The organism is Streptomyces sp. NPDC051105, from assembly GCF_040682795.1.
Classification (GTDB): Bacteria; Actinomycetota; Actinomycetes; order Streptomycetales; family Streptomycetaceae; genus Streptomyces.
The window spans coordinates 44,091-67,136 of the sequence record NZ_JBFBBR010000027.1 but is presented as its reverse complement, the minus strand read 5'-3'; the positions used below and the strand labels follow the sequence as shown (position 1 = coordinate 67,136).

The following is a 23,046-nucleotide window of genomic DNA, read 5'->3' as shown; positions in this document are numbered from 1 at the left end:
TCTCCGTACAGGTGTCACGCCCGCCCGCCCGCCCGACCCGGAGCCGAGCTTCCCTCAACCCCGGTTCTCGGCCTGGATGAACGTGCGGGTGAACCAGGAGGTTCACGCCTCCTTTTTTCGTCACCGGCTTGACAGGTGACGCAATGGGGGCACATGCTGCGTGTGGCCCCGGTCGACGGAGCCCGTTCACGATCGATGAAGTGGAGGCTGGTCATGAGCCAGGAAGCCGCGATGGACAGTGCCGCGGCGGTCCGCCGCGCACGCTTCGGCAAGCTGCCCGAGCGCATCCGATACGAGGACATGACGGAAGCGGTGCAGTCCGAGCCGCACGGCGGGGCGAACATCTCGCCCGACGAGACGGCCGCGTACCGCACCTTCTCGTGTCTCGCCCTCGACCTGGGGCTGTAGCCGCACGGGGCCCGCAGCCGTCGAGGAGCCCGCATCCCGCAACGGGATACGGGCTTCCGTGGTGTGAATCCGGCAAATCGGGCGGTCATTCGACCCGGCGGTAACCGCCCGTCCCGCACCGCCCACGCAGTCATTCGACGGATGTGTGCGCAGTGCACGTTCCCGAACACTGATCACGAACGTGCTCACACCCGACGAAAGGCAACCCGCATGCCCACCCTCGCCGACCACGTCATCGCCTCGCTCAAGGCCTCACCGACTGAGCGCGGCGGCGAAGAGACCCTACGCCTCCTCGTTCACCCAGACGGCGGCCAGCCGCGCCCCGGGGATGCCGTCCACGAGGTCCATCGAGTGCTCCGGCACCACGAACCGGTCCCTGGTGGCCGCCACGACCAGCGTCGGCGCGCTGACGGCGGGAAGGTCGCCGCGCACGTCGATGCCGAGGGTGAAGGCGATCTGCCGGGCGGTGCCGGAGCGGAGGACAGCAGCCGGGCCGCCGGATAGCGGGCCGTTTCCGAGGTGCAGGAGGCCAGGTACTCCTTGGAGAAGGACAGCGAGGTCAGAAAGGCGTTCAGGGCGTCGTCGCGAGGGGAGTGCAACGACGCCCAGGTCTCCAGCCTGAGCCACAGCGAGGTGCGCGGCCGGGCGAAGCCGGACAGCGTGACCAGCCCGCGGACCCGGCCGGGACGGCGGGCGGCGACCTTGACGGCGACGGCCGCGCCGAGCGAGGTCCCGGCGAGGGCGAAGTCGCCCAACCCGGCCCGCTCGGCGGCCTCCACCACCTGGTCGGCCACGGCCTCCGCCTCCAGGCGGCCGACCGGTAACGGGACTTCGCCCCGACCCGGGGAGGTCGACGAGCACGACCGTGTGCTCGGCCGCCAGCCCGGCGAGCAGCGTCTCCCAGGTCAGGGCCGCGGTGCCGTCGACACCGGGCAGCAGGACCGGACCGGGCCCGCTGCCATGGACGTCGTACGCGAGCATGCGCCACCTCTCTCACACGTGCCTCGGGAGCACGAGCTGCCTGAGCTTCCCTAGGAGCACGAGAGAGGGCGGGGCGCGGGTTCACCTACACGGTTGTGTCCCGCGCCGCGTCCTGCTCCACCGCCTCCGCGGTCCAGGAGGTGAGGATGCGCAGGGCGTCGTGGGAGGGGCTGCCGGACTCGGCGGTCAGGACCATCAGGCGCTGGCCGGAGCCGTCGGACGCGGCCCAGGTGTCGCAGTCGAGGGTGAGGTCGCCGACCAGGGGGTGGCGGTAGTGCTTGGTGCCGTGCGTGGCGCTGTTGACGCGGTGTTCGGCCCACCAGGTGCGGAAGTCGCTGTCGCGGATGGTCAGTTCACCGACGAGGCGGGCGAGGTCCGGGTCGTCGGTGTCGGCCGCGGCCTCCATGCGCAGCGCGGCGACCGCGTCCCGGGCGTCATGGGCCCACTCGCGGTGCAGGCCGCGGATGGCGGGGTCGGTGAACATCAGACGCAGATAGTTGCGCCGGGCTGCCGGGACGGCGGAGAAGTCGGTGTAGAGGGCCGTGGCGGCGGCGTTCCAGGCCAGGATGTCCAGGCGCTTGCCGAGGACGAGGGCGGGCGCGTGGGGGAGTTGGTCGAGCAGGCGGCGCATGGCGGGACGCACCCGCTGGGCGGGGCGGCGGCGACGGCGCGGGCAGGCGTCGGAACGGCCGGCGAGTGCGTACAGGTAGCGCTCCTCGTCCTCGTCCAGGCGCAGGGCGCGGGCCAGGGTGGTGAGGACCGGGACGGATGCGCGGACGCGGCCCTGTTCCAGGCGGGTGTAGTAGTCCACGCTGATCGCCGCGAGCCGGGCTACCTCCTCACGGCGCAGGCCGGCGACCCGGCGCGCGGAGTCCGTCTCGGACAGGCCGCACACGCGCGGGTCCAGCTGCGCCCGCCGGGCCTTGAGGAACGCGCCGAGGGCACGGGGGTCGGAGTGTGAGGTCATGACGTCGATTCTCCTGCGGTCCGCACACGTGTGAGGTGAGCCGGTGAGGGCGGCGGGACGTGGCATCCCGCCGCCCTCGGGGGCGTTCAGCGAACGGCGGCGCGCGCGGCCCGCTCGATCACGTCGGCCACCAGACGGGGGTGGGAGACGGCGACCGAGTGGGAGGCGGCCACCTCGGTGGTGTGCGCGTGGGCGCGCTTGGCCATGAAACGCTGGACCGCGGCCGGGATGTTGAGGTCCTCGGTGGTGACGATGTCCCAGCTGGAGATCGTCTTCCAGGCGGCGGTGGTGGCCTTCTCCTCCAGCGCGGACTGGGCGATGGGCCGCTGCTCGGCGGCCATCAGGGCGGCCTGCTTCGCGGGCACGTCGGCGGCGAACTGGTGACGGAACTTGTCCTGCTGGATGTACAGGTCGGTGACCGTCGAGCCGTCCGTCTGCTGGTACGTGACCGGGTCCAGGGCGCCGGGGAGGGTGGAGCCCGGGTACTTGTTGGTCAGCTCCAGGGCGCTCTCGCCGGGGGCCGGCAGGAATGCGGCGACGTAGACCAGGGCCTTGACGTCGGGATCGTTCGTGGCGGCCTCACTGATGACGTTGCCGCCGTAGGAGTGGCCGACGACGATCTTCGGGCCCTTGACGTGGTCCAGGACCGCGCGCAGGGAGGCGGCGTCGGAGGCCGGGCCGCGCAGCGGGTTGGCGGCGGCGACGACCGGGTAACCGTCGGCGCGCAGGCGCGAGACGACGCCGTCCCAGCTGGAACCGTCGGCGAAGGCGCCGTGCTCCAGGACGATGGTGGGTTTGGCGTGCTTGCCGGCACCGGCGGCGGCCGTCTCGGTCGCGCCGTTGGCGGTGCCGCTGAGGGCGAACGCGCCGAGCGCGAGCCCCGCCGTGGCCGTCGCGACGGCCCCCGTCACCAGCCGCTTACGTCCACCCTTGATGCTCACCACGACAAACCCCTCTCAGGAATTTTTTCTCGGTACTTACGGTGTTTCGGCCTTGCGGATTTCGTCACCGCTTTAACTGGTGATGAATCTGTCATGCGATGCGTCACCTGTCAAGGTGGTGACGAGAGCGTGGAGGTTTCCGCTTCGCCGACGTGCGAGCCTGGAGACCTGTGCGAACGGACGCGAACAGACGGCCCGTTCTAGGAGGCCGAGCCCGAGCACCAGGACTACCTCCAGCGCTATCCGAACGGCTACACCCGCCACCTCTCGCGCCCGAACTGGCGCCTGCCCAAGCGCGCCGAGGCCTGACCCCGGGTGCGGCGGGGACGGCATCGCCTTCCCCGCCGCACACCCGCGGGCTACTTCGCCCAGGGATCCCGTACGACGATGTCCGCCAGCGCCGAAGCGCACCCGGATAGCATCCGCTCACCCTTCTCGGCACTCGCGACCCGGGCGTCGCCCGCCACCCCCGACTCGGTGATCCGGTCGAAGGACACGGCCATGTACACCGGCTCCGTGGACTCCGCGGGCAGGGTGATCCGCGGCCCGTGCGCCTCGGCGAGGTGCTCGGACCGGATCAGGTCCGGGTGGGCGGCCATCATCATCGACGTCTCCCCCTCGCACGCGTGCATGAGACCGTCCTGCGTCTCCAGGGTGTCCCGCACCACCTCCCGCCCGGTGCCGAAGTAGCTGGCGAACGCGATCGGCGTCGCCAACTCCGTGGTCAGCTCGGTCGTGAGGGCGTTGAGCCCGGTCATGTTCCCGCCGTGCCCGTTGACGATCAGGATGCGTGAGAAACCCGCCCGGATCACGGAGCGGCAGATGTCACGCAGCAGCGCGTGCAGAGTCGGCAGACTGAGGGTGAGAGTGCCGCCGAACGCCATGTGATGCTCCGACAGCCCCGTCGGCACGGACGGCGTCACCACCACACGGGTGTGCTCGGCCGCCAGCACCGCCGCCCGCCGGCACACCTCCGCCGCCAGGAAGTCGTCGACACCGGTGGGCAGATGAGGGCCGTGCTGCTCGGTGGCCCCGATGGGCAGCAGCACCACCGCGTCCCGCGCCGCGAGGGCCCGCAGCTCGGCGGCGGTCAGACGGTTCCACAGGACTTCACGCATCGGGGCTCCCCGAGATCGGAGGTGCCGGGATCGGAGGTGTCGGGACCAGAGTTGTCGAGATCGGAGGTGCCGGGATCAGAGGTGCCGGGATCAGAGGTGTCGAGATCGGAGGTGTCGGGATCAGAGGTGCCGGGATCAGAGGTGTCGGGATCAGAGGTGATCGGCGTCGACCACGGCCTGCGCGAAGACCGTGGGCGCCTCCTGCGGCAGGTTGTGGCCGATGTCCGCGATCGTGCGGTGCACATAGGGGCCGGTGAAGTGCTGGCGGTACGTGGTGCCGTCGCCCGGCGCGGTGAACGGGTCCAGGGCCGGGTCCAGGGTGACCGTGGGCACGCCGATCGGCGGCTGCGCCGAGAGCAGCTTCTCGTAGCGGTCGTAGCGGTGCTCACCCTCGATGAGGCCGATGCGCCAGCGGTAGTTGTAGACCACGATCGCGGCGTAGTCGGGGTTGAGGAAGGCCTGCGCCGTCCGCTGGTACGTGGCGTCGTCGAAGGCCCAGTTGGGCGAGACCAGCGTCCACACATAGCGGCACAGCGCGAGACGGTCGTCGACCTTCTCCATGGCCTTCTTGCCGCGGTCGGTGGCAAAGTACCACTGGTACCACCAGTTGTGCTCGACAGCCGGGATCGCCGGCTCCAGCTGCGCCTTGCGGTCGGTGATGACGTAACCGCTGGTGGAGACCAGGGCCTTGACGCGCTCGGGCCACAGCGCGGCGATGATGTCAGCGGTACGCGAACCCCAGTCGAAGCCTGCCAGGACCGCCTTGTGGATCTTCAGGGCGTCCATGAACGCGATGATGTCCAGCGCGATGGCCGACTGCTCGGCGGTCCGGGGCGTGTGCCGGGACAGGAAACGGGTGCTGCCGTGGCCGCGCAGATAGGGCACGAGGACGCGGTAGCCCTGGTCGGCGAGGAGCGGTGCGACGTCGACGTAGCTGTGGATGTCGTACGGCCAGCCGTGCAGGCAGATCACGACCGGCCCGTGGGCCGGGCCGAGCTCGGCGTAGCCGACGTTCAGCAGCCCGGCCTTGACCTGCTTGATCGTGGGGAACTCGGTGTGGGTGCCGGGGGTGACGGTGGGCACCGTGGCGGCGCTCGACCCCGACTTGACGCTCGCGGCGGACGCGTTGGTCTGCAGGCCGGTCAGCGAGACCGCGGCTGCGCCGGTGCCCAGGCCGACGGCCTTGCTGAAGGTGCGCCTGTTGATCATGTGAAGCCTCCGTCGTGTGTTTCCGATGACCGTGCCGCAGACCGTGAACGGTTCGGCGGTACACACTCTCGTCCGCAGCGAAATAGGGCACATCAGTCATGTGACGGTGACTACGTACACCACGGCTCGGCACGTACACCGCCTTAAGCCACCCCGACTCAGCCGTCCTGCTTACCCTCCAGCCTGGCCAGTGCGTCGCGCAGGGCGGCGCGGGAGGTGATGCCGAGTTTGGGGAAGACCCGGTACAGGTGTGAGCTGACGGTGCGCGGAGAGAGGTGCATGCGTTCGCCGATCTCCTTGTTGGTCAGGCCGCTCGCGGCGAGGTCGGCGATCCGGCGCTCCTGCCAGGTCATAGGAACGCCGACCCCGTACAGAAACGTGTCGACCACCCCGTCGGCCGCCTGCGCGGGGCTGAGGTGTGTCTGTTGGTGTGCCGCCAGATGCACCAGCTCGGGGAGCAGCGGCCCTGCCCAGCGCTCCGGTTGGTCCCGACGCAGCAGTCCCTCGGCGGTGGCCCGCGTCAGAAAGAGGTCCACCTCCGCGATACAGGCGTCCCGGCGGCGGCGGATCTCGTCGTCGGCGAGCATGCGGGCGAGGTCGACGGGCCAGGTGCGGTTCACGGCGATGATGCTCTCGACGTAGCGGTGCAGCGCTACGGCGACCGGTGCCTCACGCAGCCGGGCCTCCCTGATGGCTTCCTCGATGGCCGTGACCCGGGACACGTAGATCGCCGCGAGCAGGTCCTCGCGGCAGGCGAAGCGCCGGTAGACGGTACGCCGGTCCACGCCCGCCTCCGCGGCGATGCTCGCGATGCTCGCCCCGGGGTCGGCGGCGAGCATCCGCGCCCCGGTGGTCAGGACGGCTTCAAGGTTGCGTGCTGCGTCGGCCCTCATGGGTCAAGAGTACCTCGTATGTGTAACTTGAAGCGCCGTACAGCAACCTGTATGTGCTTCTAGAGGACAGAAATGCTACATTGAAGTGACAGTTGGATGGCAACCCGAAAGAACTGTCACCAGCACCGGAAGAGAGAAAGCACATGATCACCTATGGCCGGCTTTTCATCGGAGGTTCCTGGGCCGAGCCGAGCGACGCGCAGTTGCTCGACATCGCCTCGCCGCACGACCAGTCGGTGGTCGGCCGCGTCGCCCAGGCACAGCGCGCGGACATCGACCGCGCGGTCGCCGCGGCCCGGGCGTCCTTCGACTCCGGTGAGTGGCGTCTGACCCCGCCCGCCGAGCGGATCGCGGTCCTGCGCCGGTTCAACGTCCTGCGCGAGGAGAACGCCGAGAAGATCGCCCACCTGATCTCGCTGGAGAACGGCTCGGCCGGCTGGTTCACCCGCGCCGGACAGCCCGGCCTGACCCGGCAGGCGAACGCCTACCTCAAGGCAGCAGAGGAGTTCGGCTGGGAGGAGACCCTGGTCCCCTCCGACCCGACGGCACCGACCCGCAGCGTGGTCCGCCGTGAGGCGGTCGGCGTGGTGGTCGCGGTGATCCCGTGGAACTCGCCGTTCTCCTCGGCCACTTCAAAGATCATCCCGGCCCTGTTGGCCGGCAACTCCGTGGTCCTCAAGGTGTCCCCGGAGAACTCCCTGAGCATGGGCTTCCTGGCCGAGCTGCTGGAGCAGGTGGGCCTGCCCGACGGCGTCATCAGCGTCCTGCCCGCCGACCGGGAGACCAGCGAGTACCTGATCTCGCACAAGGACGTCGACAAGATCGCCTTCACCGGTTCCACACGGGCGGGCCGGCGGATCGCCGCGATCGCGGGCGAGCAGCTCAAGCGGGTCAGCCTGGAGCTGGGCGGCAAGTCCGCCGCGATCATCCTCCCCGACGCGGACGTCGCGAAGGCGGTCGCGGGCCTGAAGTTCGGTTCCCTGCTCAACAACGGAGAGTCCTGCATCGCCCAGACCCGCATCCTCGCCCCGCGCGAGAAGTACGAGGAGGTCGTGGCGGCGCTCAAGGAACTGGTGGAGTCGCTGAAGGTCGGCGACCCGAACGACCCCGACACCTTCATCGGCCCGATGATCCGCCCCGACCAGCAGGAACGCGTACGCAACTACATCCAGCTCGGCATCGAGGAGGGCGCCCGCCTGGTCACCGGCGGCCCGCAGATCCCCGAGGGCCTGGAGAAGGGCAACTACGTCACCCCCACCGTCTTCGCCGACGTCGACAACTCCATGCGCATCGCGCAGGAGGAGGTCTTCGGCCCGGTCTTGGTGGTCATCGCCTACGACGGTGAGGACGACGCCGTCCGCATCGCAAACGACTCCGAGTACGGCCTCTCCGGCGGCGTCTGGTCCACAGACGAGGAGCACGCTCTCGCCGTCGCGCGCCGCGTCCGCACCGGCACCGTCACCATCAACGGCGCCTCCGTCGCCTTCGACGGCCCGTTCGGCGGCTTCAAGGCCAGCGGCATCGGCCGCGAGTACGGCGCGGTCGGCCTCGGCACCTACACCGAGTACAAGACCATCACCGTCTGACCCTCGTACGACACCACCCCACATCCTCGTACGACACCACCCCACAGCCGAACCGCCAGCGGCGGCAGGCGGTCATGGACCGCCTGCCGCCGGCGTGGTGTCGGGGGCCGTGCACAGTGCCTGGTCAGAGCACCGCGTTCTCGGCGGCGCCAGGGAAGTCCGTGCTGAAGGCCAGCTCGCGGCCCGCCTCGAACTCGGCGCGCAGCTGCTCCAGCTTGACCCCGATCCGACGCTGGGCGTCGCTGCCCAGCACGACCCAGTGAGCCGGCTCCGGCGCACCCACGGCCTGGAAGATCGCCTCGGCGGCCCGCTCCGGGTCCCCGGGGAACATCTCCGGCGCCAGGCTGCCCATCATGGCGCGGAAGGCACCGGCCGTGGCGGCGTAGTCATCGATGGCCTCGCCGGACACCTTCGTCCGGTTCTCGATGCCGGTACGGAAGGAGCCGGGCTGGATGATCATGGCGTGCAGGCCGATCGGCTCGATCTCCTGCCACAGGGCCTCGGTGAAGCCCTCCAGCGCGAACTTGCTGGAGGAGTAGAAGCCGTTGGCGGGCAGGCTCGCCAGGCCGTCCATCGACGAGACGTTGACGACGGTGCCACTGCGGCGGGCACGCATCCCGGGCAGCACCTGGCGGGTCAGCTCGACCGCGCCGAAGAAGTTGACCTCGAAGAGCCGGCGGTAATCGCTCTCCTCCTGTTCCTCCAGAGCGCCGACGAAGTCGATGGCGGCATTGTTGACCAGGACGTCGATACCACCGAAGCGTTCCTCGGTGGCACGCACGGCCGCCACCCGGTCTGCGGCGTCGGTGACATCGAGCTTCACCGCGAGCGCGGTCTCCGGATAGCGCGCCGCGAGCTCCGTGGTGGCCTTCGTGGAGCTGGCCGTCGCCACCACCTGGTCTCCGTGCGCGAGGACGTGTTCGGCCAGGGCCTTGCCCAGGCCACTGGAGGCACCGGTGATGAGCCAAGTCTTGCGAGACATGGAGCGATCCCTTATGAAGGGGGTGAAAGGGATGTGTCGTAGAGAAAGACACGTGTGAGCGGGACGCCGGGCAGCCGACGGGCGCGGCCCGGCGGACGGCGGCTATTCGCAGGCCGGGAAGTCCGCGGCGGCGCTGGCCGCGGCCCACTTGCGGGTCTCCGCGGCGCGGGCCTCGCCGGCCTCCAGCGCCATGGTCACGGCCTGGGCGCCGAGCAGGATCCGGCGCGGCGGGTCGTCGTCGCGTACGACGTCGATGAGGACCTGGGCCGCGCGGACCGGGTCGCCGGGCTGGTTGCCGTTGTTCTCCGCCCGGTACTTGTTCATGGCGCCGACGGTCTCCTCGTAGTCGGGGCCGACCGCGTGCAGCTCCATCGACGCGCCCTGCCAGTCCGTGCGGAAGGCACCCGGCTCGACGATGACCACCTTCAGTCCGAAGGGCGCGACCTCGTTGGCCAGGACCTCCGAGAAGCCCTCCACGGCGAACTTCGCGCTCTGGTACGCGCCCATGCCGGGTGTGCCGCCCACGCGGCCGCCGAGCGAGGAGAACTGCACGAACATGCCCGAGCGCTGGCGGCGCAGCACCGGCAGGGCCGCCCTGGTGACATTGACGACCCCGAAGAAGTTGGCCTCGAACTGGCCGCGGAAATCCTCCTCCGCCATCTCCTCGACGGGCGCGCTGTTGGCGTAGCCGGCGTTGTTCACCACCACGTCCAGCCGGCCGAAGGCATCGACTCCCGCCTGTACTGCTGCCCGCGCGGCGGCAGGGTCGGTGACGTCCAGGGCCACGGCCCGCACCCGGTCGCCGTACCGGGCGACCAGTTCCGCCAGCTGGTCGGGACGACGGGCGGTGGCGACCAGCTCGTCACCGGCCGCCAGCACCGCTTCCGCCAGGGCACGCCCGAAACCTCGGGACGCGCCGGTGATCAACCATGTCGTAGCCATGAGAGTGCCTTCCTGTTTCTCGCCTCACTGACGTGAAGGCCGAGGAGTCCTCTCTCACTCTCCTCACCGGACCGGCATCGGACCTCCGTCAATTTGCTGCCACTTTGCGCACCCGCAGCAGGCGCAGAACACGGACATGTAAGTTATTGGACTGATCTGTGCTCTCCGTCCGGTCAGAAAAGGGGCAGGCCGGGGTCGAAGCCGAAGCGGACGCGTCCTACGGCCTCGAAGAAGGGCACGGAGTGGTTGGCATGCTGAAGCGCCACCATGCCGTCGCGGAAGAGCCGCTCGACGGGGTTGTTCCGGTAGATCGAGGACGAGGCGCCCAGCTCGTACATGGCCACCAGGACCTCCCGGCTGATCTCGGCGGCATGACACATCGCGGCGTGCAGAGCGGCCCGCTCGTCCACGGTGGCGGGCTCGCCGCTCTCTCCGGCGGCGTCCACCGTCGCGGCGGCGGACAGCAGCAGCAGCCGGGCCGCGTGCAGAGCGGCCTCCGACCGTGCCACCACCCCCTGGACGTGAGCGGACTTCGCGAGCGTGTCGCCGGTGAAGGTGTGCTTGGTCCTGGCCAATTCCACCGTCACGTCGATCGCGCTTTGCGCGACACCGAGCACCACGGCCGAGCAGCCGGGGACAACGAGTGTGGGGGCGAACCGCTGGTAGAGGGGGCGTCGGATTCACACGTGTTCACATGCCCTTCTTATCCCGCGGCCCCCGCTTCGAGCGACTCTCATGTATGAACACGTTGTATGGTTGTTTCTCGCGGACGCGACCAGCGAGGACGTGTCGCTCGCCGAGATCCCTCCCTTCTGAAGGCATGGCACAGGTATGAAGCTGACAACCACTCCGTTCGGGATGCGCGCCACCGCTGCCGAGGTGAGCGACGGACTCGATCTGAACGGGCGCCGGATGATCGTCACCGGGGGAGCCTCCGGCCTCGGTGCCGAGACGGTGCGGGCGCTCGCCGGTGCGGGCGCGCAGGTGACCATCGCCACGCGCAACCCCGCCATCGCCCAGCCGCTGCTCGAAGAACTGCCCGGCACGCAGGCAGCCGCACTCGACCTGTCGGACCTGGCCTCCGTTCGCGCCTTCTGCGCCAACTGGAGCGGACCGCTCGACGCGCTGGTCGCCAACGCGGGCGTGATGATGCTCCCGACGCGGGAAGTCAATGCCGAGGGCTGGGAAATGCAGCTCGCCACCAACTACCTCGGCCACTTCGCGCTTGTCTCCGGCCTGCACTCGGCGCTCCAAGCCGCCGAGAAGCCTCGCGTCGTGGTCGTCAGCTCCGGTGCCCAGCTGCGCGCCGGGTTCGACTTCGATGATCCCCAGTTTGAGCAGCGCCCCTACGAGCCGTTCCTGGCCTACGCACAGTCGAAGACCGCCGACGTGCTGCTCGCCGTCGGCATCAGCCGTCGCTGGGCCGAGGACGGCATCACCGCCAACGCCTGCGCCCCGGGATGGATCCACACCAACCTGACGCGTCACATCGACCGGGCCACCATGCAGGCCCTGGGGGCCATGGACGCGGACGGCAACCTCCTCACCCCCGACTACTACAAGACGCCGGCCCAGGGTGCCGCCACCACCGTGCTGCTGGCCGCTTCACCGTTGGTCGAGGGTGTGACCGGACTGTACTTTGAGGACAACCAGCAGGCCGAGATCGTTGACGGCGGCCCTGAGCCGATGGCGGGCGTCGCGAAGTGGTCGATCGACCCCGCGGCCGCCGATCGGCTGTGGGACTACGCAGCCCCCTTCGTGAACTGAGGATTGGGATGAACGACCGCACAACCACCCCCCATTTCCTCCTCGTCCCCGGTGCGTGGCACGGCTCGTGGTGCTGGAGCAAGCTTCAGGCCGCTCTCACGGAGCGAGGCTTCGTCAGCCACACCGTCGACCTGCCCAGCGTGGTGCCCGCCGGGTCCGAAGGACGGCTCCCCGGCATGTACGACGACGCCCGGGTCGTCCGCGAGAAGATCGACGCCATCGACGCACCCTTGGTGGTCGTCGGGCACTCCTACGGTGGAGCCCCGGTCACCCAGGCAGCCGACGGCGCGGCCAACGTGTCCCACCTGGTGTACATCTCCGGCTTCGCCCTGGACGTGGACGAGAGCCTGATGACGTGCTTCGGCGCCGAGGCGCCGGACCTTGCCTCGGTGGAGGGGATCATCCCGGTCCGGGAGAACCCGGCAACGACCTTGTACAACGATGTGTCCGAGGAGGAGCGGGACGCGGCCGTGGCGCGACTTCTGCCGCAGAGCGCACTCTCCTTCGCCGAGCCGGTGACCCGGCCCGCGTGGTGCACCATCCCCTCGAGCTACGTCTTCTGCGACAACGACCAGAGCCTGCCGCCCGACTACCAGAAGCCGTTCGCCGAGCGAACGGGCACCACGTATCACCTGCCCAGCGGCCACACTCCGCTGCTTTCCATGCCCGGTGAGCTGGCCGACATCCTCGCAGGGATCGCGCACAGCGACGTCCGACGAGGCCTGTGACCCGGCGTCAGGCGGGCCGTCGCGGCGAGGGCCGCCGTGCCGTTCGTGGCCCATGCCGCGCGTTCCGCCGCGACCCGGGCGCGGGTGATACGCACCCTGGAACGCTTGCTCGATACCGGTGAGGCGTTCTCCGCGATCAGCGTCCAGCGGATCCTGGAGGAAGCGGGCGTTTCCCGGGCCACGTTCTACTCGCACTTCCACAGCAAGTCCGACCTGTTGGTACAGCTCACCGACGAGTTGAGGATGTCACTGCTGGCGCTCGCCCAGCAGTGGCATCTGGGCACGGGGCACGATGATGACGAAGGCGACCTGCGCCGACTGCGCAAGCGCGTACCGTGACAAGGTCGCACTACAGCACGGCACTGTAGCGTGGAGTGAGCCAGCAGATAGTCGACCGCATCGACGACATCGTCAGCCGTGTGATGCGGAACCGCGAGCCCATCCGGCCAGTCACGGCCCCGCACCCAGATCGTGCGCAGCCCCGCCGCCGCGCCACCGGCGATGTCCGGCTCGGGTTGTCACCGGTCATCCAGTCACCGGGGGTCAACTGCGTGCCGCACCGAGCGGCGGCGAGCTCGAACAGCCGCGCATCGGGCTTGCGTACATCGATGTCACCGGACGCGGCGATCCCGTCGATCAGATCGGCAAGGCCGGTGGCCCGGACCTTGGCGCGCTGGATGTCACTGGCCCTGTTGGTCGCGACCCCGATGCTCCAGCCCGCGTCCTTCAACCGCGCCAGACTGTCGAGCACGACGGGCTTGCAGTGCACGGCGGACGCCATGCGATCGACGTACACCCGCCACAGATGCTCAGCCGACTCCTGGACCTGGAACCGGGCACGCAACCGCTCGAACGCTCGAAGTCGCGGCGATCCGCACTGTCGGCCAGCTCGGCACGCAACCAGTCCTCGATCTCCGGACCGTAGGCATGGTCGTGGGCGAGCTCGGCTATGGCGTCGGCGAACGCGGCACGACGGTCGACCAGGGTGCCGTCCAGGTCGAAGAGGGCAAGACGCATGCCGCCGACCCAAGCCGCCCTGGTCATTGGCCTTCCTCTCCAGAGGGATGGCAGCATGCACGAGAGCGCTCCTGGCGACGGATGGGACCGTGCGTACCAAAGCAGGGGGAACCGATGAACGCGCAAGGCAGGTTCTCCTCCCTCGCCGCGGTCGAGAACGGACAGCTCGCACCGGCGCGCACCCCCTTCCTGCACCGGACAGGGCCTGGCGATCCCGGCTTCGTCGGCCGGGCTGCTGAACTACGGGCGCTGCGGGACTTCCTGGTCGAGGCGACGGACCGGGGCGCGGCGCTGGTGGTGCCCGGGCAGGCCGGCGCGGGCAAGTCGGCACTGCTGGAAGCCGCAGTGCAGGCGGCACGGGCCGATGGCATGCGTGTCCTACGGTGTGCAGGCATCCGCGGCAGCAACCCGCCCGACCTCTCAGGCCTGCTCCAGATCGTCTGGCCGGTGCTGGCGCACCCGGCAGACGCGGCGCACCCGGCAGACGCGGCGCACCCGGCAGACCCGGCGGGCCCGACCGACGCGATCGACCCGACCGACCCCACCGACCCGCATGGGCCACCGACCGCCGACGACGTGCGCGACGCCACGCACCTCGACGCCATGGACCTCGACGCGGCGGATCTCGACGCGCTGTTCAGCGTGCTGGTCGACGGTGCTCCCGCACTGGGCGGCGGACACTCCTGGCTGGCCTTCACCGTTCTCGCGGTGCTGGCAGCCGTCAGCCGCGCCGGACAGCCGCTCCTGGTCGCCGTGGACGACTGGGACGCGCTGGACGAACCCAGCAGGCACGTGCTCACCTTCGTCGCCCGACGGGTCCAGGGGCATCAGCTGGGCCTGCTGATGACCACCCGTCCGCACAGCACACTGCCCAATCCCGCGACCGGTCTTCCCACACTGCCGCTCGGTCCGCTGTCTCCTGCCGAGTCCGGTCTGCTCCTGGCCTCGCGACGTCCTCATCTCGGCGCGGAGACCGCGCGTGAACTTCTGGCGACCGCGGCCGGCAACCCCCTGGCACTGCTGGAACTGCCCGTCCCGTCCGAGGACGCACGGCCCAGCATGCCTGCCTCCTCCGACCGGCTGGCCGCCGCCATGGCGCCGGGCGCCGCGGGCCTGCCCGCCGGGACCCGGGACCTGCTGCTGGTCGCGGCGCTGCACCCGGAGGCGGACCTGCCGCTGCTCCTGTCGGCCGCGTCCCGCCTCGGCGGCGCGGAACTAGACTTCGCGGCACTGGAGCCCGCGGAGCGCGCGGGCCTCGTGGAGTTCGACGGCATGCGGGCGCGCTTCGGCCACCCCGCGATGGCGGGGGCGGTCGTCCATGGCACCGACCCGCGCCGCTGCCGGGCCGCGCACGCGGCGGTGGCAGCCGTCCTGCCATCTGGCTCGGTACGGATGCTGTGGCACCGGTCCCAGGCGGTGGAGGGGCACGACCCAGAGCTGGCCGCTCGCCTGGAGGCGCTGCGCGGCGACGCGCTGGAGCAGTGCGAGCCGGCGATGGCCGTACGGCTCCTGCGGCGCGCCGCCGACCTCCGCCTCAGCCCCGCCGACCGGGGCCGCTGCGCCCTGCGGGCCGCCCAGCTCGCCCAGCTCTTCGGGCTGGAGCGCATGACCCGCACGATGGCGCACCGCGCCCTGCGCCACCCGCTGGGCCCCTTGGGCACCCTGTGTGCCCGCGCCCTGACCTTCATCGAGCACGCTGACGGGCAACCGCCGACCACGTCGGTGAACGTCCGCACGGGAGCGTCCAAGGCGGCGTCCAGGGCGCCGGTCACCCCGACTCACCGGACGGCCCCCACCGATCCCGTCCCTGACGGTCCCGGCTCGCCCGTCCCCGATCCCGTCCCTGACGGTCCCGGCTCCGCCGCCCCGGATCCCGTCCCTGACGGTCCCGGCTCCGCCGCCCCGGATCCCACCGACCCGGCCTGCTGGCCCACCCCCGTCGGTGCTGACGAGCAGGAGAACGCCCTGGAGCTGGCCCGGATCACGGTGCCCCTCCTCGTGGGCGACGACGAACGATCCGAGGCGCTGCTGGCCTTCCTCGACGGGATGCCGGAGCGTGCGGACGACTCCCGGTGGCTGCACGCCATGGCGATGGTCCGCCCGCTGGAACGGGCCGACACCGTCCTCGCGGGCTTGCCCACCGACCGGCACCTGACGACCGACCTGCCCGTGCGTGACATCGAACGCCTCGGGCAGGCCGCGATGCTGGCCGGTGACCCCGTCCGGGCCATGGACCTGTTCCGGCAGGCGGAGCGCCGCCGCTTCCACGCCCTGCCGGACCAGCTGCCCTGGGCGCTGCTGCGGCAGGGACTGGCGCATATGGGCATGGGCAGCTGGGCCCAGGCCGAGCACGCCGTCCGGCGGTGCGCGAAGCTGGCCGACAGCGCGTACCACCAGGGCCACCATGCGGCGGCTGCCCGCCTTCTGCTGGATGTCGTACGGGCTTTGCGCACCGGCACTCCGGCGGGTCCGCGCAGTGCCCGTGATCTGGCGGCGGCCAGGCGCTCGATGCCGGCGATCGACTCGGTGCTCGCCGTCTGCACCGCCTGGGCCCTCGTGGAGGGCGGCGACTACGCGTCGGCCCTTCCCGCGTTGTCGTCGCTCCTCAACGCCCCGCACACACGCTCGTTCGCCCTGTTCGCCCTGGTGGCCTTCGCCGAGGCCGCCAAGGCCGAACAGGCCTCCCCGGACGCGCTCGCGATGCTCGACCGCCTTGAGACGGAGCTGGGCGCGCAGTGTCCCCCCGCGGTCGCCCTCCGGTTCACGGTGGCCCGGGCCGTTCTCGCGGACGAGCACGAGGCCCAGGAAATGTTCAAACGGGCCTTCGGTGAAGACCTGACCCGCTGGCCCTACCTGGAGGCGCCACTGCGGCTGGCCGAGGGCAGGTGGCTGCGGCTGCGGCGGCAGTTCGCCGACTCCCAGGCCACCCTGCGCCAGGCGGCGGCCGCCTTCACCATGCTGGGAGCCGAGGCACGCGCCCCGCGGATCGCCGAGGAGCTACGAGCCTCCGGGGAGCGGGCGGACGGCGCCGCCCCGGGCGCGTCCAGGCCCGCCGCGGCGCGCGACCTGCTCACCGCCCGGGAACTGCGGATCGCCGAACTCGCCGCCCGCGGCCTGTCCAACCGGGAGATCGGCGAACAACTCGGCCTCGCACCACGAACCATCGGCGCGTACCTCTACCGCATCTTCCCCCGCCTGGGAGTGACGTCCCGATCACAACTGACCGAGACACTGAGGGACTCGAAGGACTTGGTGAGGGACCCGAGGGACCCGAGGGACCCGAGGGACCCGCACACGCCCTGACCCCTCCTGCGTCAGTCGGCCGCCCCCAACCTCGCGGCCAACTGCGCCCGTGAGGAGACGCCCAGCTTCGGGAAGATCTGGTACAGGTGCGAGGCGACCGTACGGGGTGACAGGCGCAGCTGTTCCCCGATGGCCCGGTTGGACAGGCCGCGGGCGGCCAGGCGGGCGATGGTGAGCTGCTGCGGCGACAACAGGCGGGAGATGTCGTCCACGTCGTCCTCGGCAGGCTGTTCGTCCGCCGCCCAGCCCGTCGCCCGCAGCTCCGAGGCGGCCTGTTCGGCGCGCGACGGGGCGCCCAGGGTCCGGAAGACCGCCTCGGCCGCGGACAGCGGCGTACGGGACTCCGTGACGCGCCGCCGACGCCTGAGCCAGGCGCCGTACCCGAACTGGCTCATCCCGTGCAGCAGCGGCCACACCTCGATCCCGGGCCGCAGCACGCGACGGTAGCGCTCCTCCGCCTCGCCGTCCGGGGCGAGCACCGCGTCCGCGTAGGCCACGATCCGCTCCAGCAGAGGGGAACACCCCGCCCGCGTCAGCGCCGCGACATGGTCGACGACGGTCCTGGCATCGTCCTGCTCCCCGGCGGGCAGCGCCGCCTCCGCCAGAAAGGCGAGTCCCCAGAACTGCTCGAAGGCGTACGGCGTCGTAGGGTCCGCGAACAGAGAGCGCAGCCGGACATAGGCCTCGGCGTAACGGCCCATGCCGGACGCGGTGAGCGCGCGGGCCAGGACGGCCAGGCTGACCTGCCGGCTCTGGCCGAGACGCAGCGAGGACTCCTCGACCTCGGCGGCGCATTCCGACGCCCTGTCGTGCTCTCCGCGCAAGGCAAGGACGATGGCCAGCATCCCCGTGGCCCGCGCCGCCCAGTCCTGCTGTGCCGTCCGCTCGGCGATCATCCGGCTCTCCTCGGCCAGCGCCAGGGCCTTGTGCCACTGGGTGCCGAGCCAGATCTGGCACATCGTCCGCGGTACCAGCATCAGCGGCAGTTGCCCGTACCGGCCGGCGGCGCGGAAGGCGTCCTCCACCTCCTCGAGGAGCGGCGCCGCCTGCTCGAAGTCGACGGTGAGGGTGGTCACCTGACTGAACAGGCTCCGCCCCTCGACCTCGGAGGGCAGGGGAACTGGCTGCGGGACCGGCGGCCGGGGCACGCGCAGGGGGTCGATCAGTGACAGCACGACGAGATACCACCCGTCCCGGGGCCCGGCCCCCAGCTCCTTCGCCGTGCGCAGGACCAAGTCGCGTTCCCGCTCTCCGACCTGCTGCCACCGGCATCGGCGGGCCGCCGCGAGCAGCAGTTTCCGGGGGAGCACGGGATCCTGCGCGGCAACCGCGCGCGCCGCCTCGCACAGCTCGGCGATCCGCTCCCGGCCGACCGTGCTGCTGCCCGGCAGCAGATCGTGCACCCGCAGCAGCAGGGCACGCCCGAACGTCCCCAGCTCGGTCGGATCGATCTGGCGCACTAGCCGCAGGGCCTGGTCCACCAGACCGTGGTCACCGGCCAGTTCGGCGGCCCGCAGCAGCCGTACCGCCCGGCATTCCGCATCCGAGGAGAGCCGCGCCGCACCCTCCAGTGCGGCGAGCGCCACCAGCACCCCGGTGATCGAACGCGAACCGGCCGCCAGCCGCTCCAACCGCTCCGCGAGCTCTTCGTCGGGACCCGTCACGCACTGGGCCGCGTGCCAGGCGGCGTGGGCAGGACTGCCGAGGCTCTGCCCGAGCGCGGCGTGCACGGCCATACGCCGCGCGGCCGACGCCAGCCGCAGCACGGCCGGCCGCATCAGCGGCTCATGGAAGCGAACCCGAGAGCCGTCGCCTCCGACACCTTCCTCGACCTCCTCGACGCTCTCGTCGACGACCAGTCCCCGGGCGACGAGCTCCGCGAGTCCGGCGCGGGCCGCGCCGTCGTCGTCGCCGAGCAGTGAACTGCTCACGCACAGAATCTCTCGCCTGCACGGCGAGACACTCAGCGCGGCGACGAGCAGTACCTCGCGGGCGGACGCCGACAAGGCCGCCCAGTCGTACGCGAACGCCTCCGCCAGGCGCGGCGTCGCAGACAGCATGCCGAACCCGGCTGTGTCCCCGAGCGGACCACCGCCCAGGGAGAGTTCACTGAGGGCGAGCGGATTGCCACGCGCCACGGCGAGAACAAGCTGCTCCTCGCCGTACCCGGTGACGCGTCCGGCACGGGCGACGAGTGCGCGGGCGTGCGGGTCGGGCAGCGGCCCGAGTGTCACAGAGAGGCCATGCGGATACGACGGTGAGCCGCCACCGGCGCGCTCGGCGACGATCATGCCCACCGGCCTCGCCCCCGAGGCCGACCCCACCGTCGACCCCGACCCCGACCCAGTCGGTGGCGAGCCACACAGCCCCGCCAGGGCGAGCAGGGCATCGCGGCTCGCGGCGTCGAGCCGGTCGAGGTCGTCCACGCACAGCAGCACCGGCTCCGACAGCGTGGCCAGCAGCCGCAGCCCCGCCGTCGCCAGCTCCGCGGGACCCGGCACGGTGCCGCCGCCGGTGAACGCGGCGCGCAGCACGGTACGTTCACGGTCCGGCAGGTCGCCGACACGTGCCAGAACGGGACGCAGTAGGGCGTGCAGGGCGGCGTACGCCAGTTCTTCCTCGCCGGGCGCCCACGCCGTCGACAGCACACGTATGCCGTGCCCCCCGGCTTCGGCCGCAGCAAGGCGCAGGACGGCGGACTTGCCCGCACCGGGCGCGCCGCTCAGGTGGAGTACGCCGCCGCCCCCGGGCAGGCCCGCCAGGAACGAGGCCACCAGCTTCCGCTCCCGCTCCCGACCAACCAGGCCGGCGGCGTCCGGGCCGGCGGCGTCCGAGCCGGTTTCCTCCGCCGTGCCGACGTGCGCGCTGATCACGTCTCCTCCGCTCCCCCCCGGCCGTCCGCAGGCCTGCCTGCCCTCGTGCCTGGTCGCCTCTATCGTTCCAGGCCGGACAGTCTGCGGCACGCGCTCACCCGTGCGCCCCTTCTTCCGCTTCCTCCGCCTCTTCCGCGTCTTCCGCGAACTGGCTGTCCGCGCCGTCGGCCGCTGCCGTCGCGTACAGGCCACGGATGCTGACGGCGGCCCCGGCCTCCAGACGGCTGAAGACCCAGTCGATGGGATGGCACTCCCGAGCGTCGGGCAACACCACGACGAAAGGGGCGGTCGTGGGGTGAGCGGCCGGGGCGGGCCGCCAGGTGCCGCCGATGTGGCGCGTCACGATCTCGCCGAGGTAGCAGCCGAAGGCGACGAGCGATTCGGCCATCTCCTCGCCGCTCACACCTTCGGCCCGGAAGCCGTCGACGATGTCCTCCACGACAGCGATGCTCTCGGGACTGTAGTCTAGCGCCGCATCACTGATGTCGGCCGCTGCCGCCACGATGGCGGCGGCGAGCTCGGGCGCACGACCGGGTTCGAGCGGGGGGTTCAGGTGCACCTGCATGTTGGTCCTCGGGCTGTTGCCGTCAATGAGGTCAAACTAGCCGCAGACACTCGTCTACACATGTCCCTGCCCGGTTCGCGGCGGAATGCGACCGTCCCGGGGGGCGATGTGCAACGCACACGTTTCTGCCCGTGCGGCACACAAACACCAGCGGGAAATCGCCAAAGTTCCGAAGTGGCCGAATGTTGCCGCAGCGTCAAGGCGTCCGTCGGGGGTCGGTCGGTCCCGCCGGCCTCCTGGAGACCGGCGAGTCCGGCGCCCTCAACGAGGCCACCAGCGACATCCTGGGCACCGCCGTCGAGTTCTTCGCGAACAACCCCAACTCCGCCGGCACAGTGGTGTGGCGGGGTCGCCGGGGGTGTGTCCTGCCGGAGCCTCCCCTCGGCCGCATCACCGGCCATCACGGCTCCGCGCTCGGGACGGTCTCGATGATCGGCCGGTTGCCCGTCGCGCTGTTGTTGCGCAGCGGCGGGATCTTGCGATGGGCCGCCGAGTGGTTCCGGGCGCGGACTGCCGACACGGGACGTAGCTTGACGACGGCGTCCAACCCGCCGCCCAGGGCCGGGTTCAGGGCGACGTCTCCACCGCCGGCCTGGGTGAGCCGCTGAACCATGGAAAGGCCCAGGCCGGTGCCGTCATGGCCGGCGTCAGCGGCACGCCAGAAGCGGTCGAAGGCCCGTTGCCGGTCGGTTTCGGTCATGCCTGGGCCCTGGTCGATCACATGCAATTCGACCGTGCAGCCGTCGTCCGCCGTCGCGGTGGCGGTCGCCAGGGTGATCGTGGTGCCGGGCGGGGAGACGCTCAGCGCGTTGGACAGCAGGTTGTCGAGGATCTGTTCGAGTGCACCCGCGACCGCCCACACCTGGCCGACTTGCGTGCCCGACACCGCGATGCCGACGCGCTGATCGCCGGCGAACGCCGTCCAGATGGCCGCGCGGTCGGCTACGACGGCGTCGAGGTCCACGATCTCCGGGGTGATCGCCGAGTTCTCCAGCCGGGCCAGGGCGAGCAGTCCCTGGACCATGCGGCTGAGGCGGGAGACTTCGTCGATGGCGTCGCCGAGACTGTCCTGGGCGCAGGTGGCGAGGTGGGGTTCGAAGTTCTCCAGTCGCAGGCGCAGGGAGGTCAGGGGGGTCTTGAGCTGGTGCGATGCCTCGGAGGCGAAGGCTTGCTGGGCGTGCAGCAGGTGCTGGAGCCGGGTGGCCGTGCGGGTGAACGCGGCCGTCAGGCGGCGTAGTTCGGGCGGTCCGCGGTCGGTGGCCGGAGGGTCGGTCAGGCGGCCGTCGGCGAGTTGCGTCGTGGCGCGTTCCAGAGCCCGCAGAGGGCGGGTGATCCAGCGGGCGAGCGCGGAACCGATCAGCGCGACCACCGCCAGCACGCCCAGGCCGACGACGCCGAGTGCGAACCAGGTGGCATGCACCTTCTCCGCGATCGGGGTCAGCGGGTAGAGGGTCCGGACGACGCAGGGGACGGTGTCGCCGGCCCCGCCCGGCACGGTGGCGAACAGGACCTTGACGCCCGGGACGAGGTCGTCGCGGATCCCGGTGGCGGGCCGGTCGTGGAGGGCGGTGGCGATGTCCGGCTGGGAGGAGAGATTCGTGCCCACGTCGGTGGCTTCGGCGGAGTCGGTGAGGACCGTGCCGCCTCGGTCGGTGATGACCACACTGCTGCCGGTGCGCCGGGCGTAGTCGCGGGCGAATTCCGGCAGGTCCGACGCCCGCCCGTGTTCGAGTTTCTCCTCGCACACCGAGGCGAGCGTGACCGCGCTCACCTCCGCCGTATGGGAGAAGCGGTTCAGCTCGTTGCGGGCGTAGACGAAGCCGAAGGGAACTTCCAGGGCCAGCAGGACGAGCGCCATGAGGCTGAGGTAGCTGAGCAGCAGACGGCGCGTCATCGGACGCCTCTGCGGGGTCGGTCCGGTACGGCCGGGGTCGGGTCGGGGCCCGTGGGCGGAACGAGACGGAACCCGATGCCGCGGATGTTCTCGATCCAGGAGGGGTCACCGAGTTTGCGGCGCAGGGCGGCGATGTGTACATCGAGGGTCTTCGTGGGGCCGAAATAGTCCGGCTCCCACACCGTGTCGAGGATCTGCTGGCGGGAGAAGACGGCTCCGGGATCTTCGGCGAGGCAGACGAGCAGGGAGAACTCCTTGGGAGCCAGGGCGATCGGCACCCTGCCCACGCGAACCTGACGGGTCCGGCGGTCGACGCTGAGGGGACCGACCCGCTGGGCGCCGGCCGCACCGGCCGGGTCCCGGCTGCCGGTGGCTCCTGTCACCGGATCACCCGCAGCGCCGGGCACGGCCCGCGTCCGTCGAGCCACGGCCCGGATCCGCGCCACCAACTCCCGGACCCCGAACGGCTTCGACACGTAGTCGTCCGCGCCCAGTTCCAGACCGAGCACCCGGTCGGCCTCGGAATCCCGCGCGGTGATCATGATGATCGGGACCGCGGAGCGGGCTCGTAGCTCCCGGCAGACGTCGATGCCGTCCATGTCGGGGAGCCCCAGGTCCAGGAGCACCATCGCCGGCTCCGCGGCGGACAGGCCGTCGGCACCGGTTCGCGCGTGTTCCACGGTGAACCCGAAACGGCCCAGTCCCTCCAGCAGGGGCCCGGCCACCCGGTCGTCGTCCTCGATCAGCAGCAGATGCATGCCGACAGGCTCACAAACAGCAGCCCTGCCGCGTTGTACAACCGCCGCACCATTCCCTCGTATCAGTGACCCTTCGGGTTTCTCATGTGACAGCTGCACGCGCGAGGTCATCGA

The 23,046-nt window shown here is 70.9% G+C and carries 18 protein-coding genes and 5 pseudogenes; 8 read left to right on the top strand and 15 right to left on the bottom strand.

What is annotated here, in order from left to right; all coding sequences use genetic code 11:
• Positions 1–213 precede the first annotated feature (213 nt).
• On the top strand, positions 214–408 hold the full coding sequence (locus tag AB0N16_RS39825; RefSeq protein ID WP_365805635.1) for a hypothetical protein: 195 nt from the start codon (positions 214–216) through the stop codon (positions 406–408).
• Between the two features lie 296 nt (positions 409–704).
• Here the strand turns inward: AB0N16_RS39825 and AB0N16_RS39820 are convergent, their stop codons facing one another.
• The 3 genes from AB0N16_RS39820 to AB0N16_RS39810 all read right to left on the bottom strand — a co-directional run bounded on the left by AB0N16_RS39820 (position 705) and on the right by AB0N16_RS39810 (position 3,300).
• Positions 705–1,202 carry an alpha/beta hydrolase gene (locus AB0N16_RS39820; RefSeq protein WP_365805633.1) on the bottom strand — a complete coding sequence of 166 codons (498 nt, stop codon included), beginning with the start codon at positions 1,200–1,202 and terminating at the stop codon, positions 705–707.
• 272 nt (positions 1,203–1,474) lie between these two features.
• On the bottom strand, positions 1,475–2,356 hold the full coding sequence (locus AB0N16_RS39815) for a helix-turn-helix domain-containing protein (protein ID WP_365805631.1): 882 nt from the start codon (positions 2,354–2,356) through the stop codon (positions 1,475–1,477).
• An 86-nt stretch (positions 2,357–2,442) separates the two neighbouring features.
• The gene (locus AB0N16_RS39810) at positions 2,443–3,300 is read right to left on the bottom strand and encodes an alpha/beta hydrolase (protein WP_365805629.1); all 858 of its coding nucleotides are present in this window, start codon (positions 3,298–3,300) and stop codon (positions 2,443–2,445) included.
• A gap of 189 nt (positions 3,301–3,489) precedes the next feature.
• Here AB0N16_RS39810 and AB0N16_RS39805 point away from each other — a divergent pair.
• A pseudogene (locus AB0N16_RS39805) lies at positions 3,490–3,606 on the top strand (peptide-methionine (S)-S-oxide reductase); the annotation flags it as partial.
• A gap of 50 nt (positions 3,607–3,656) precedes the next feature.
• Here the strand turns inward: AB0N16_RS39805 and AB0N16_RS39800 are convergent.
• The 4 genes and pseudogenes from AB0N16_RS39800 to AB0N16_RS39785 form a co-directional block, all read right to left on the bottom strand.
• Positions 3,657–4,415: a creatininase family protein gene (locus tag AB0N16_RS39800; protein ID WP_365805627.1), complete on the bottom strand. Its 759-nt coding sequence runs from the start codon at positions 4,413–4,415 to the stop codon at positions 3,657–3,659.
• A 150-nt stretch (positions 4,416–4,565) separates the two neighbouring features.
• On the bottom strand, positions 4,566–5,624 hold the full coding sequence (locus AB0N16_RS39795; protein WP_365805625.1) for an alpha/beta hydrolase: 1,059 nt from the start codon (positions 5,622–5,624) through the stop codon (positions 4,566–4,568).
• Positions 5,625–5,782: 158 nt separating this feature from the next.
• A pseudogene (locus tag AB0N16_RS39790) lies at positions 5,783–5,977 on the bottom strand (helix-turn-helix transcriptional regulator); the annotation flags it as partial.
• Between the two features lie 6 nt (positions 5,978–5,983).
• Positions 5,984–6,463 (bottom strand): annotated as a pseudogene (locus AB0N16_RS39785) (TetR family transcriptional regulator); the annotation flags it as partial.
• A gap of 197 nt (positions 6,464–6,660) precedes the next feature.
• Between AB0N16_RS39785 and AB0N16_RS39780 the strand changes: the two are divergent.
• Positions 6,661–8,103 carry an aldehyde dehydrogenase gene (locus tag AB0N16_RS39780; protein ID WP_365805623.1) on the top strand — a complete coding sequence of 481 codons (1,443 nt, stop codon included), beginning with the start codon at positions 6,661–6,663 and terminating at the stop codon, positions 8,101–8,103.
• Positions 8,104–8,227: 124 nt separating this feature from the next.
• On the opposite strand, the gene AB0N16_RS39775 is transcribed toward AB0N16_RS39780, so the two are convergent.
• The 3 genes from AB0N16_RS39775 to AB0N16_RS39765 form a co-directional block, all read right to left on the bottom strand.
• Positions 8,228–9,085, bottom strand: coding sequence for an oxidoreductase (locus AB0N16_RS39775; RefSeq protein WP_365805621.1), 858 nt, complete (start codon positions 9,083–9,085; stop codon positions 8,228–8,230).
• Between the two features lie 102 nt (positions 9,086–9,187).
• Entirely contained in the window at positions 9,188–10,027 is an 840-nt protein-coding gene (locus AB0N16_RS39770; protein ID WP_365805619.1) for an oxidoreductase, read from the bottom strand.
• A 173-nt stretch (positions 10,028–10,200) separates the two neighbouring features.
• Complete coding sequence (locus AB0N16_RS39765; RefSeq protein WP_365805643.1) at positions 10,201–10,644, bottom strand: acyl-CoA dehydrogenase family protein; 444 nt, start codon at positions 10,642–10,644, stop codon at positions 10,201–10,203.
• Positions 10,645–10,858: 214 nt separating this feature from the next.
• Between AB0N16_RS39765 and AB0N16_RS39760 the strand changes: the two genes are divergently transcribed.
• The 3 genes from AB0N16_RS39760 to AB0N16_RS39750 all read left to right on the top strand — a co-directional run bounded on the left by AB0N16_RS39760 (position 10,859) and on the right by AB0N16_RS39750 (position 12,861).
• On the top strand, positions 10,859–11,794 hold the full coding sequence (locus tag AB0N16_RS39760) for an SDR family NAD(P)-dependent oxidoreductase (RefSeq protein ID WP_365805617.1): 936 nt from the start codon (positions 10,859–10,861) through the stop codon (positions 11,792–11,794).
• A gap of 8 nt (positions 11,795–11,802) precedes the next feature.
• A complete protein-coding gene (locus tag AB0N16_RS39755) occupies positions 11,803–12,522 on the top strand; it encodes an alpha/beta hydrolase (protein ID WP_365805615.1) in 720 nt (239 codons plus the stop codon).
• Between the two features lie 105 nt (positions 12,523–12,627).
• Entirely contained in the window at positions 12,628–12,861 is a 234-nt protein-coding gene (locus AB0N16_RS39750) for a helix-turn-helix domain-containing protein (protein WP_365805641.1), read from the top strand.
• Positions 12,862–12,902: 41 nt separating this feature from the next.
• On the opposite strand, the pseudogene AB0N16_RS39745 reads toward AB0N16_RS39750, so the two are convergent.
• Positions 12,903–13,539, bottom strand: a pseudogene (locus AB0N16_RS39745) (HAD family hydrolase); the annotation flags it as partial.
• 114 nt (positions 13,540–13,653) lie between these two features.
• On the opposite strand from AB0N16_RS39745, the gene AB0N16_RS39740 reads away from it, so the two are divergent.
• On the top strand, positions 13,654–16,842 hold the full coding sequence (locus AB0N16_RS39740; RefSeq protein ID WP_365805613.1) for a LuxR C-terminal-related transcriptional regulator: 3,189 nt from the start codon (positions 13,654–13,656) through the stop codon (positions 16,840–16,842).
• An 11-nt stretch (positions 16,843–16,853) separates the two neighbouring features.
• On the opposite strand, the gene AB0N16_RS39735 is transcribed toward AB0N16_RS39740, so the two are convergent.
• Positions 16,854–19,715 (bottom strand): AAA family ATPase, encoded by a 2,862-nt coding sequence (locus AB0N16_RS39735; protein WP_365805611.1) that lies wholly within the window; start codon positions 19,713–19,715, stop codon positions 16,854–16,856.
• Between the two features lie 94 nt (positions 19,716–19,809).
• Positions 19,810–20,280, bottom strand: coding sequence for a hypothetical protein (locus AB0N16_RS39730; protein WP_365805609.1), 471 nt, complete (start codon positions 20,278–20,280; stop codon positions 19,810–19,812).
• A gap of 227 nt (positions 20,281–20,507) precedes the next feature.
• On the opposite strand from AB0N16_RS39730, the pseudogene AB0N16_RS39725 reads away from it, so the two are divergent.
• Positions 20,508–20,603, top strand: a pseudogene (locus AB0N16_RS39725) (M4 family metallopeptidase); the annotation flags it as partial.
• Between the two features lie 77 nt (positions 20,604–20,680).
• Here the strand turns inward: AB0N16_RS39725 and AB0N16_RS39720 are convergent.
• Together AB0N16_RS39720 and AB0N16_RS39715 are read right to left on the bottom strand one after the other, a co-directional pair.
• Entirely contained in the window at positions 20,681–22,174 is a 1,494-nt protein-coding gene (locus AB0N16_RS39720) for a HAMP domain-containing sensor histidine kinase (RefSeq protein WP_365805607.1), read from the bottom strand.
• Positions 22,171–22,932, bottom strand: a complete 762-nt coding sequence (locus AB0N16_RS39715) for a response regulator transcription factor (RefSeq protein ID WP_365805605.1) — start codon at positions 22,930–22,932, stop codon at positions 22,171–22,173. The genes AB0N16_RS39720 and AB0N16_RS39715 overlap by 4 nt, the downstream gene beginning before the upstream one ends.
• Positions 22,933–23,046 lie beyond the last annotated feature (114 nt).

Bases quoted from the DNA above. Each gene is read 5' to 3' on its own strand.
- AB0N16_RS39825 (WP_365805635.1), top strand. From the start codon at position 214: ATGAGCCAGGAAGCCGCGATGGACAGTGCCGCGGCGGTCCGCCGCGCA.
- AB0N16_RS39815 (WP_365805631.1), bottom strand. From the start codon at position 2,356: ATGACCTCACACTCCGACCCCCGTGCCCTCGGCGCGTTCCTCAAGGCC.
- AB0N16_RS39800 (WP_365805627.1), bottom strand. From the start codon at position 4,415: ATGCGTGAAGTCCTGTGGAACCGTCTGACCGCCGCCGAGCTGCGGGCC.
- AB0N16_RS39795 (WP_365805625.1), bottom strand. From the start codon at position 5,624: ATGATCAACAGGCGCACCTTCAGCAAGGCCGTCGGCCTGGGCACCGGC.
- AB0N16_RS39780 (WP_365805623.1), top strand. From the start codon at position 6,661: ATGATCACCTATGGCCGGCTTTTCATCGGAGGTTCCTGGGCCGAGCCG.
- AB0N16_RS39775 (WP_365805621.1), bottom strand. From the start codon at position 9,085: ATGTCTCGCAAGACTTGGCTCATCACCGGTGCCTCCAGTGGCCTGGGC.
- AB0N16_RS39770 (WP_365805619.1), bottom strand. From the start codon at position 10,027: ATGGCTACGACATGGTTGATCACCGGCGCGTCCCGAGGTTTCGGGCGT.
- AB0N16_RS39760 (WP_365805617.1), top strand. From the start codon at position 10,859: ATGAAGCTGACAACCACTCCGTTCGGGATGCGCGCCACCGCTGCCGAG.
- AB0N16_RS39755 (WP_365805615.1), top strand. From the start codon at position 11,803: ATGAACGACCGCACAACCACCCCCCATTTCCTCCTCGTCCCCGGTGCG.
- AB0N16_RS39740 (WP_365805613.1), top strand. From the start codon at position 13,654: ATGAACGCGCAAGGCAGGTTCTCCTCCCTCGCCGCGGTCGAGAACGGA.
- AB0N16_RS39730 (WP_365805609.1), bottom strand. From the start codon at position 20,280: ATGCAGGTGCACCTGAACCCCCCGCTCGAACCCGGTCGTGCGCCCGAG.
- AB0N16_RS39720 (WP_365805607.1), bottom strand. From the start codon at position 22,174: ATGACGCGCCGTCTGCTGCTCAGCTACCTCAGCCTCATGGCGCTCGTC.
- AB0N16_RS39715 (WP_365805605.1), bottom strand. From the start codon at position 22,932: ATGCATCTGCTGCTGATCGAGGACGACGACCGGGTGGCCGGGCCCCTG.